Source organism: Breoghania sp. JC706, from assembly GCF_037026715.1.
Classification (GTDB): Bacteria; Pseudomonadota; Alphaproteobacteria; order Rhizobiales; family Stappiaceae; genus Breoghania.
In genome coordinates this window covers 1-10,078 of record NZ_JBANCG010000023.1, presented here as the reverse complement: position 1 = coordinate 10,078, position 10,078 = coordinate 1, and the positions used below count along the sequence as shown (strand labels likewise).

At 58.3% G+C, this 10,078-nt stretch carries 12 protein-coding genes and 1 pseudogene; 7 read left to right on the top strand and 6 right to left on the bottom strand.

Annotated elements, in window-relative coordinates:
• Positions 1-118: 118 nt before the first annotated feature.
• From V2L18_RS23275 to V2L18_RS23255, 5 genes and pseudogenes are all read left to right on the top strand, one after another.
• Positions 119-400, top strand: a pseudogene (locus V2L18_RS23275) (addiction module antidote protein); the annotation flags it as partial.
• Complete coding sequence (locus V2L18_RS23270) at positions 397-621, top strand: hypothetical protein (RefSeq protein WP_336180744.1); 225 nt, start codon at positions 397-399, stop codon at positions 619-621. The pseudogene V2L18_RS23275 and the gene V2L18_RS23270, both read left to right, overlap by 4 nt.
• A gap of 291 nt (positions 622-912) precedes the next feature.
• Positions 913-2,526, top strand: coding sequence for an Alw26I/Eco31I/Esp3I family type II restriction adenine-specific DNA-methyltransferase (locus V2L18_RS23265; protein ID WP_336180743.1), 1,614 nt, complete (start codon positions 913-915; stop codon positions 2,524-2,526).
• A gap of 5 nt (positions 2,527-2,531) precedes the next feature.
• Positions 2,532-3,710, top strand: coding sequence for a DNA (cytosine-5-)-methyltransferase (gene dcm / locus V2L18_RS23260; protein WP_336180742.1), 1,179 nt, complete (start codon positions 2,532-2,534; stop codon positions 3,708-3,710).
• On the top strand, positions 3,700-5,019 hold the full coding sequence (locus V2L18_RS23255) for a DUF3883 domain-containing protein (protein WP_336180741.1): 1,320 nt from the start codon (positions 3,700-3,702) through the stop codon (positions 5,017-5,019). Before dcm ends, V2L18_RS23255 begins: the two co-directional genes overlap by 11 nt.
• Before the next feature lie 722 nt (positions 5,020-5,741).
• On the opposite strand, the gene V2L18_RS23250 is transcribed toward V2L18_RS23255, so the two are convergent.
• The gene (locus V2L18_RS23250) at positions 5,742-5,873 is read right to left on the bottom strand and encodes a hypothetical protein (protein ID WP_336180740.1); all 132 of its coding nucleotides are present in this window, start codon (positions 5,871-5,873) and stop codon (positions 5,742-5,744) included.
• Positions 5,874-5,990: 117 nt separating this feature from the next.
• Between V2L18_RS23250 and V2L18_RS23245 the strand changes: the two genes are divergently transcribed.
• Both V2L18_RS23245 and V2L18_RS23240 read left to right on the top strand, forming a co-directional pair.
• Positions 5,991-6,281 (top strand): type II toxin-antitoxin system RelE/ParE family toxin, encoded by a 291-nt coding sequence (locus tag V2L18_RS23245; RefSeq protein ID WP_336180739.1) that lies wholly within the window; start codon positions 5,991-5,993, stop codon positions 6,279-6,281.
• Positions 6,271-6,573: a HigA family addiction module antitoxin gene (locus tag V2L18_RS23240; RefSeq protein ID WP_336180738.1), complete on the top strand. Its 303-nt coding sequence runs from the start codon at positions 6,271-6,273 to the stop codon at positions 6,571-6,573. Before V2L18_RS23245 ends, V2L18_RS23240 begins: the two co-directional genes overlap by 11 nt.
• 40 nt (positions 6,574-6,613) lie before the next feature.
• Here V2L18_RS23240 and V2L18_RS23235 read toward each other — a convergent pair whose 3' ends face one another.
• The 5 genes from V2L18_RS23235 to V2L18_RS23215 all read right to left on the bottom strand — a co-directional run.
• Entirely contained in the window at positions 6,614-7,126 is a 513-nt protein-coding gene (locus V2L18_RS23235) for a transcription termination/antitermination NusG family protein (protein ID WP_336180737.1), read from the bottom strand.
• A gap of 72 nt (positions 7,127-7,198) precedes the next feature.
• Positions 7,199-8,134, bottom strand: coding sequence for a DUF1376 domain-containing protein (locus tag V2L18_RS23230; protein ID WP_336180736.1), 936 nt, complete (start codon positions 8,132-8,134; stop codon positions 7,199-7,201).
• On the bottom strand, positions 8,131-9,537 hold the full coding sequence (locus tag V2L18_RS23225) for a DnaB-like helicase C-terminal domain-containing protein (RefSeq protein WP_336180735.1): 1,407 nt from the start codon (positions 9,535-9,537) through the stop codon (positions 8,131-8,133). The genes V2L18_RS23230 and V2L18_RS23225 overlap by 4 nt, the downstream gene beginning before the upstream one ends.
• A gap of 7 nt (positions 9,538-9,544) precedes the next feature.
• Positions 9,545-9,835: a hypothetical protein gene (locus V2L18_RS23220; RefSeq protein ID WP_336180734.1), complete on the bottom strand. Its 291-nt coding sequence runs from the start codon at positions 9,833-9,835 to the stop codon at positions 9,545-9,547.
• A partial coding sequence (locus V2L18_RS23215; RefSeq protein WP_336180733.1) for a hypothetical protein occupies positions 9,832-10,078 on the bottom strand: 247 nt, incomplete at its 5' end. The genes V2L18_RS23220 and V2L18_RS23215, both read right to left, overlap by 4 nt.

Here is a 10,078-nt window from a genome sequence, read left to right as displayed (position 1 = left end):
ATCCCGGTTTTGGCGCAGGCCTGTTAGGGTTTCCGCCCCACCTCCCCCGCGGAGATAAAACGGACGACAAAGGAGCTGAGCTGATGGATCTGAAAAAGTCGATGCCCTTGAAAAATGGGACATTCAGGACCGTCTCAGCGCATCTGAAGATATCGCCGCCTATCTGGACGCGGTCTTCAAGGACGGCGACCCCAAACTCATGACAGCTGCCCTGGGCGATATCGCCAAGTCGAAGGGGATGGCCAATGTTGCGCGAGAAGCAGGCGTTACCCGCGAAGCGCTCTATCGCGCCCTCAGCAAGACCGGGGACCCGCGTCTATCAACCCTCCTGGGCGTAATGAAGGCCCTAGGTCTGGAAATCAGTGTGAAGCCCTCCACGAGGAACCCGGAGGCAGCATGACCTACAAGGGCTACTCCGCTCGCATCGAATACCACGACAAGGACGGCATCCTGTTCGGACAGATCGCCGTTATTCGCGACGGCGTCGGCTTCGGAGCCGGGAGGAGAATGTCGGGTTTTGGCTTCGAAGATGGCGGATGCGGTCGCTGCACCCGCTTTAGAGCGAGACAGCTTGCCTTGGTAGGGCCGGAGGGAGCGCCCACCATCGCTCAAAAGCCTTAGAAGCTGGGGCTTGAGGAATGGCGCGGGGGGACACAATGTCCCCCTTTATGCATCTGCATTGCATATGACCGATCAGCAAGCAACTGCCGCAAATCGATAATTCCTCGGCAATCTCTATTGGAGCTACAGCCAGTATGCTTTCGAACAGGATGAGATGGGAGAATGACCGGCGCAAACGACCTTGCCTTTTAGGCCCACAGCGATTTTAAGTGACCCGGTGTTTTTCGCGAATGCCTGCTAGAATCAAGAAGGCCGTGTTCGTTGGCGCTGGCCTACCAGAGGGGATGTTAAGTGAACCACGTGAGGAGTCTACGAGCGACTCAAAGCCGCGAGTTCGCCTACTCGGGAAAAACGCTTGAGGAGAGGCTGACAGGGCGCTTTTACACGCCGGAGTTTATTTCAGACATCCTCCTTAGTCAGCTTTTGCCCCTTGTTCACGGGCGGAGCGAGATAAGTGTCATCGATCCGTTCTGTGGTGATGGCCGCCTCATTGCGTGTTTCTTACACAAGGCAAGGGAGCAACTTACGGGGAAGCGCGTGCGTATTTCGCTGTGGGATTGCGACGGGGCCGCAATTGCCATTGCGCGGCAAAATGTCGAATTAGCCTTGGCGGAAAGCGGGATCAGCGGCACCGTGAGCGCGATTTGCGTAGACACTTTCACTGCTGCCTCGCACCATCCTAATTCCTTTGATGTGTGTATTACCAATCCCCCGTGGGAGGCGATTAAGCCCGACCGTCGCGAGCTTGATCAACTCGACCCATCAGAGCGCGAGCGCCTCGTCGTCCAACTCCGCAGCTTCGATACCCGTCTGGCAACGCTCTATCCTCTTTCCCAGCCGACCAGGAAGTTCTCAGGTTGGGGCACTAACCTTGCTCGGGTCGGCACAGAACTCGCTGTCAAGTTGGTGCGCGCAGGGGGCGCTGTGGGTATCGTCTGCCCAGCAGCTCTTTTTGCTGACCAAACCTCAACACCTCTTCGCAAATGGCTTTTCGAAGACGTTTCAATTTCGGAAATGGCTTATTTCCCTGCGGAAGCCCGTTTGTTCGACCGGGTTGATCAACCTTCCGTCTGCTTTAGCGGAACAAGGGGCGAGGCTACATCCGTAATTCGGCTCGACCTCTATGATGGCTCTTGCTCGCTCCATGAGCGAGGTTCGCTTTCCGCTAAGGACATTGCCGGCCAATCTGCATTGACTATTCCGTTTCAAACCGGCTTTAAGGGTCTGCAGATCACTTCGCTTTTCTCCGGCTTGGGATCATTTGGCGACCTCGAGAATGAGGGTCAAGGGCTGTGGGCTGGCCGTGAATTGGACGAGACTGGTCATCAACAGTATCTCACCGATCGGGGCAAGTACCGCTTCATCAAGGGACGTATGATTGGTCGATTCGAGATCGTCGAATGGCCCACATCATTTCTCACCTTAAGCTCACCACCCTTGCCCCAAAGCGTAAATTTTGAGCGGCTTGTCTGGCGGGACGTGTCGCGACCGAACCAAAAAAGGCGTGTTCAGGCGACTATAGTTCCTGGTGAATGGGTCGCAGGTAACTCGCTGCACGTTGCCTATTTCCGTAATAATTGCCCCCTCAAGCTCAGACAACTTCTTGCCATAACCAACTCACTTCCATTCGAGGCACAGGCAAGGTCGTTGCTTTCCACGTCACACGTTTCACTCGGTGTGATCCGCAACGTGAAAATCCCACCGCTTGATACCTCGGCCGATTTGATCCAGCTATGCAACTCCCGACTCGAGGGTGTTGCTGGCGCTGAAGTTCGTTTAGAGGTTGTGGCAGCCAAACTTTACGGGCTTAGCCGAGATTCGTTTGCAGTCATGCTAGATCTATTCCCGAAAATCGATGCCACGGAGCGGGAGGCTATGCTTTCCAACGCCCTCTGGCGAATTTGAATACGATGATCCCTAACCATTACACGCCGTCTCTTAGCGAGCTTGACCTACTTATGGTTCGGGCGATCCCTCCTGGGGGGAATTGGAAGGACATTCCACTAAGCGTCCCCTCGCAAAGGTTGGAGCAAATCCGAGCCAGCTATGCGCGGGGAGAGGGCAGCCGATCGACATATTACGGCAGAATGCGCCATGATGCGCCCGCCCACACGATTTCCACCTACTTCAATCGGCCGGGAAATGGGGCTTTCGTCCACTACGCACAGGACAGAATGATCTCCCAGCGTGAAGCTGCGCGTTTGCAGAGCTTTCCAGACAGTTTCGTTTTCACTGGGAGCAAGGCGGCGATCAATAAGCAGATTGGCAACGCCGTTCCTCCCCTGCTCGCTTTCCAGCTGGCAAGGGCACTCGGGGAACCAGGAGAATTTATCGATCTGTTTGCTGGGGCGGGAGGACTTTCGCAAGGATTCCATTGGGCTGGTTGGCAGCAACTGGTTGCCAACGACATTGATGCGGCGGCGCTCAACACGTACCGGGAAAACCTTGGGGGGCAGACCGTCCTAGGTGACGTCTGCGATAGCGAGGTCTTCAATCAGCTAGTTGCTGCTGCTAGTGCCCACCCAAGAACCTCCCGCCCTCGCTTGGTTTTAGGCGGTCCGCCCTGCCAGGGTTTCTCCACTGCGGGCAACAAGAGGAGCATGGAAGATGAGCGCAACCACCTCTTTAAGAAGTACGCAGAATTCTTGAAGGTCGTCCGACCGGATGGGTTTATTTTTGAGAATGTACCCGGCCTAAAGAGTATGGAGGGCGGGCGCGTACTAACCATGGTCACCACGACACTTGAAGAGGCGGGCTATTCTACGGAGGTGTGGACAGTCAATGCGGAGCAGTTTGCAGTTCCTCAGCGCCGCACCCGCGTTCTCATCTACGGAACTCGGATCGGAGCCTTTCCGCTCACCAGACCACGTGCGGTCACTGCATGGAATTCGGGGGACCTACTAGTACCATCTTCCCCGACGGTTGGGGCCGCTATCTCTGATCTACCGCCCCTCGCTCCCGGAGCGGATGGGAGCGCTTCAGTCTATGCGTCTCCTCCCTCTTCACTGTATCAAAGGCTCATGCGAGGCGAGATCACCGCCTGCGACTTTCTATCAGAGGTTCGGACTGGGAGTAAAAATGGTGCTTGATGTCAGCAATGCGCGCGCTTACGAACGAGCAACCGAGCTGCTCACTGAGTTCAGGCGCGGAGCAGGTGGCCGACGTTACAAGGGCCGATTCGTCCAGATTTTCCTCGGGCTGAAGTTCTTCCAACAAAATATTCCCACAATTCACTCTGGAACATTCGTTACTTCGGAGGTCCTTCAGTCATTTCTTGACGATCTTTACTCTAAAGCCTCACGCCCGCTGAACGAATGCGTTCTATCGCTCTTTGAAGACAATCATCTTGCGCGAACTGGTGTTGTCCCTCCAGGCAGAACTGAGAAGTCCAACATTTGGCGCAACAATCTGCATCTCCAAAAGGGGATAGGATGCTACGCAACCCCGAATGAACTGGACAGCCGAACGTTTCTGGACGAGCCACGCGAAGACTGCCGTCACTTGATTGGCAATTTGGAGGGCGGTCAGTGTGAGCTCTGCCCCACAGAGGCAGTCTACCGTGGAGAAAGTCACAGAAAATGGCTGCGAATTGATCCGGGCGGTAATGGTTTTGCTGCCGTCGACCTCATGAATATTAGCAACTTCGCGCCCTACGTGGCTCCTGGAGGACAGCGGATTCCAGTGGTTCCTCTGATCTATGCTGTCTACCATGATGGTAATCCGGGATTGGCAGTGGGATCGAGATCGTCAGTTAGTGTCGAGGACTTCTGCCTTGACTTCAACATGTCTCAGACCGAATTCGACGCATATTTCGATCAATCGCCCACCAACCCTCTGAACGCTCGCTTTCTTTCGGAATTTCCTACGCTGACATATTTCCCGTCAACACGAGCCATTTCAAGCAGTTCCCTCGGCTCTACCCCTGCTTCAGGACCGAAGGCCCGCCTGGGCTCGCGTACCGCCGCTGCCCCCTTGCCGACACCGGTGCTCACAGGCACGATTGCGTCGCCACCCCGTAGTCATTATGGTTGGGAAGCTGAACAATACGCTTTCGCGGCACTTCAGGATGCGGGCTGGGAAGTTCACGACGTCAGTCGGCAGAGGGTGGGCTACGATCTGCTCGCCAAGAAGGGACGTCGCACCATCTACGTCGAAGTAAAGAGTTCTGTTGGGTACTGCTCTCCCGATTTTACCGCGCGGGAGTGGCAGCAAGCCATTGCCCATGGCGATGATTACATCGCCGCAATAATCGAGAGCTTCAACCCTGGCGGAAGTAACATGATCTACTGGGTCAGCAACCCGGCACTAAACTGCATTCAGGCGGAGACACGGACGGTATCTCATTGCGTACTCCGCTCTTCATGGATGGCAATCGCTAGAGGGCTTGCCGACATCTGAGGTTTCAAAACTCCCGGACTTTGGCGAGTGAGTATCGTCAGGGCGCAGGCGGAGCTACCGTCCATATGCGGGCTGTGCAGAAGCCACGAGAGAGCGCGTCTGATGCCGTACCAGGGCTCTCGTCCAGTGGAATGTAGCTTTAGACTAGCTGTCCAGACTATCAGGTCACCGATAGGGCCTTTGGCTCTGCTAGGTTGAGTTGACGAGCTCCGCATCCTGGTCGCGAAGTTTGGCCGGACCCGCCCTGAAGCGCCTCTAATACAGTCGAAGACTGGATGCCAAAAAATGCAAATTTTTACGAGGGGGCATCTAGCTCCCTTTGGTGCGGCCATCCCCCCATAGGGGGCAGGCAGGACGGACACTACAAAACTGGCATTTGCCATCATCCACCAGCTTGCTGATCCGGTTTTGACATCGCAGAGCAGACATAAGGCGGGTAGGCGGGGGGACTGTCCGCACGGGTATACCTTTGCGGACATCGTTTGTTGTCGCAATTTCACGTCCGTAAGGTTCACATTTTACCACCGGACAGCCGATTTATCGGACACGCCCCTTTCGAACGCACGATCAACCTGGATCGGCGTCCACTCTTGAGACGCCATCGTCGTAAATCCTACGTCCGACTTTAGGGCGCAAAGCGGCCATTGAACGAAAAGCGCCCCACCTGACTTAAGGTCATGATCAGGTGATCGATTCCATGTCCATCTTCACCGTCCAACGGCCTACGCTGCCTTCTCGACCCCCTCAACCTCCACCACCACCCGCAAGCCCGTCTCCAGCGACACACCGACCGTCTGGCTGTTGACGACCTCTACCGTCGCCTCCTGCCCGTCGAGCCATCCCGAGCGGGGCACGATGTGCTCCCCGATCTCGAACTGTCCCGGCGGCAGGCCGCCCCCAAACAGCACCTTTATCTGTAAACTGTCACGCGTCACTTGACGGGTCATGGCGCCGATCCTATCATCTCATCGATGAAGATTGAGAGCATCAGGCACAAGGGGCTGCGGCGTTTCTTTGAAACAGGCAACCCCAAGGGCATTGTCGGCGATACGATGCGGCTACGAAAGATGCTCGCTTTCATCGATGCGGCCGAGAGTTTGGCGGAGCTATCGACGCCGCCAAACTACGGATTTCACGAGTTGACCGGCGATCGCAACGGAACGTGGTCAATGACCGTGACGCGAAACTGGCGGCTGACATTTCGTCTCGACGCAGACAATGCCCTGATCGATATGGATCTGGAGGATTATCATGGCTCTTAGGATGCACCCTTCGATCGCCGTTCATGTCGGAGACTGGCTGAAGACGGAAATCGTCGAGCCGGCGGGGATAAGCGTGACCGCCCTTGCGGAGCATCTCGGCGTGTCCCGACAGGCCCTGAGCGCCCTATTGAATGGCAAGGCAAATCTGTCTGCCGAAATGGCGATCCGCTTCGAAAGAGCATTCGGCGTGAGAGCGGATACGCTTTTGAAGATGCAGACGGCATATGACCTTGCAAACGCCCGTGAGAATGAGGCGAAGATCAAGGTGGAACGCCTGGAGACGGCCGCCTGAGCCCGGTCGCTGGTGGCGCGAAGCCGGACGCCGCGGGGAGCTAAGCCGCCCTCTCTAGAACCTCGGCATCCACCACGATCCGCAAGCCCGTTTCCAGCGACACACCAACCGTCTTGCTGTTGACGACCTCCACAGTCGCCTCCTGCCCGTCCAACCATCCCGAGCGGATGACCACCAGTTCCCCGATCGCGAACTGCACCCGCTGCCGGGCCTTACGGAAGTCGAACATGCCCATGTCCTGGGCCACCTGTAGCGCTTCGACGCGGTCCGCGCGGATTTCCACCGGCCTCCCGTGTGCCGCAATGAACTGCGCAACGCCATCGCATTTCCTCGCCGCTCCGAACGCCAGATCATCGGCCGGGAACGCCACGAACACGTATCCGCTGAACAGCGGCATTTCGATATCCTTCGTCCGCCGCTTGCCGCAGATCACCCGCTTGCGGCGAACCTGCTGCATCGGGCAGAAGGCCTCAATGCCGGCTTCTGCGAGTGAGACAATCGCCCGGCGCTCGCAACGCGGATTGGCCCGGATGACGTACCAGCGCTTTTCCATGCTTCCCCCTGCCCTTATGCCGCCCACTCGATGTACGGCCCTGTTCGTTTGCTGGTCATCTACGCGCCTTTCTCAAGCGATCATACGCGGCTGAAACGGGATGATTTCGGACTTGGGCTTCGAGCGCTCAGCGATGACGGCCCGGACCTCAGTGACGAGCTCTGACGGGATCGCGCAGCCCGGCTTGCCCGGTTCTGGCCCGAGCTTTTCCGCCGGCCATGTGCGGGCACCGGTCAGCGTCTCGAAGACAACGCGCTTGATGCTCTGAGCGGTGTAGGTGCGACCGTTGAGGGTGACTGCCTGTTCCGCGTCCCGACGCTGGGCGGCGTCAGTGCAATCCTGCCAGCGCTTCTGGTTGAGCCAAGTCTGTGTCTGAGCGACGAACTTCGGCGGCTCACCCGACATCTGCGCCGCATACGCCCTCGCCGCTTGGATCATCTGGTCTGGTTCAGCTCCGGCTTTGATGGCCGACTTGAACTTTCTGACGCACGGGTTCTTGGGATTCGGGCCTTCCCGCTTCGGATACGCTTGCCAGAATTCCTCGAACTTCTGATCCAGATCTACCTTCGGCCGAGCGTCCCCCTCGGGGGGATTAAGGGGGGTATTATTCTTATTTGTATTTTTATCGTTGGGCACCTGCTCAACACCTGTTGGAGCCGCCCTCTGTTTTTGCTGCCTTTTTTCGGCTGAAATTTCGCCAGCCCGTTTCTTGTTTTTCAGATTGTCCGCACGGTTTGAAATTTCGAGTTCGGCGCGCGCGTTTGTCAGGCAGTCGCCCCGGATCTCCAGCTTGCCCAGCTCGACGAGCTTTCCCAACACCTTGCGAAACGTGCTCTCGCGCATCCCGCAATAGGTCGACAGACGCAGATAGTGGAGATCGACCGGGCCGTTTTCCTCATAGATACGGCACAGGAGCATCGTGTAGACGCCGACCTCCTGAGGCGACAGCCCGCGCACCCCGTTCATGAAGTCCGCCGGGTAGAAGTTGAAGTAGGGAATGCCGCTCATCGCGCGCCCCCGTTGTCGATGAAGTTGATTGCAATGTCGCAGTAGAGATCGAGCGAGCCTGTTGCCCCGTCGCGGGACTTGGCAACGATCGCCTCAAGGCGGTTCTCGTCGCCGAAGGCGAGCGGCGTTGCATCGCGGATCGCGTAGTATTCCGGCCGGTAGAGGAACACGACGGAATTGGCGTCCTGTTCGATCGAGCCGGACTCGCGAAGGTCGGAGAGCTGCGGCCGGCAGCCCTCGCGCTTCTCCACCTCACGGTTAAGCTGGCAGAGAAGCACAAGCGCGACGCCGAGCCGCTTTGCCATGGCGAGGCAATGGGCCGTGATTTCGGTCAACTCCGCCGTGCGGTTGCCGCGGTAGCGCGCCGAGGGGCGCAACAGGCCCAGATGGTCGAGGAAGATCACGTCGAGCGATTGCCCGCGCCGTTCCCACGTCGTCTTGAGCGCCCGCGCCTTCGCCTCCACCTGGGCGATGGTGACGCCCGGCCGGTCATAGATGCGGATGGGCAGGTCTTTCAGCTCGTAGTGAGCCTCACAGACTGCATTCGCTTCCCTGTCGCTCAGGCCAGCCTTGCGCTTGATCTGCTGATATTCGATCCGGGCCCTGTGCCGGCGGAAGATCTCGTGGGAGGCCATGCGCGCCCACAGATCGGCGGCGGGAACCTCAAGCGAGAAATAGGCGGCACCGAACGGGCTCCCGTCCCTCTTGGGCTTGAGAGCGACCGTGCGCAGCATGGACGATACAGCGAAGGCTGATTTGCCCATGCCGGGCCGGCCGGCCAGCACATAGAGGCAGCCGGGCTGCCAGCAACCGATCTTGCGGTCGAGATCGGCAAAGCCCGTGGACGGGGTTTCCGCCCCCTCCCCCTTGAGCGCTTGCGTCAGATCCTCGATGTACTGCGCACCGATCGTGCCGACATCATCCGGCGAGGCATCCTCAAACGAAATGCTGGCGCGCGCATGGGCTGCGGCGGCGTCTGCATCATCGATGATCTTTGCTATCGAGCCCACGGGCAGATTGGCCGCGTGGTATTTCAGCGTGTCGGCCGCTTGCATCAGTTCGCGACGTGTCGCCAGTTCCACGATGGCGCGGCCGTAGTCGGCCACGACGACATTCGAAGCGGCATTCCCGACGAGGCGGACCAGATAGCGGGCCTTTTCCTCGCCGTTCGGCGGCTCGATCGTCAGACCGTGCTTGACCGATACCGGGCTGGCGACGCGGCCTTCCGCGCACAGGTCGCGGATGATCCGATAGATCTCCGCATGGCACGGCACATAGAAATGTTCGGGCTCAAGGAAGCCGGAAACGAGGTTCAGGCCCTCATTGTCGAGCAGGAGAGCACCGAGGATCTGGTGTTCGGCTTCGACGTTGAAGGGTTCCTGGAGGATGACGGGGGCGTTCATGGCGCCCTCACTTCGGCTCGAAGTATTTACAGGCGTGGGCATTGACGGGCACAGGCGGGGCGCCCTTGAGCCCAAGCTGACGGGTTTTCGCACAAGGGAAAGCCCGGGGCTCTTCCGTAAGCCGGGAATATGTTCTGTTGGCAGACATTCCGTGAAACCGGCACTGCCGGCATAATTTGTCTGCCATGGCCCCGCCGAAATGCGCCATGCCCGCAAAGGTCAGTGCGGGATCTCCGCTGTCCACGGTGATTTCGCCGGTCAGGCATGCGGTCGCGTTGAGAGGAATGGCCTTGGTCATGCCGCAGCCTCCTCGTCATCGTCCTCGCAGATTGTGGCACCGGAAATGATGGCGATGGCATCGGAGAGCTTGCGCTGGACAGCGCCGAGAACCCGAAGGCACGTCTCGCGCTCTGCCCGTGTGAGCTTTCCGTCCTCATAGGCATCAAGGACAGCCTCGCAGGCGGCGCCGGCTTCTTTCATGAGCTGGCCGACCGTGTGAACGGCAGTGTCTTTCGGGGCGCTCTCCGGCAGGCGTTCAAGC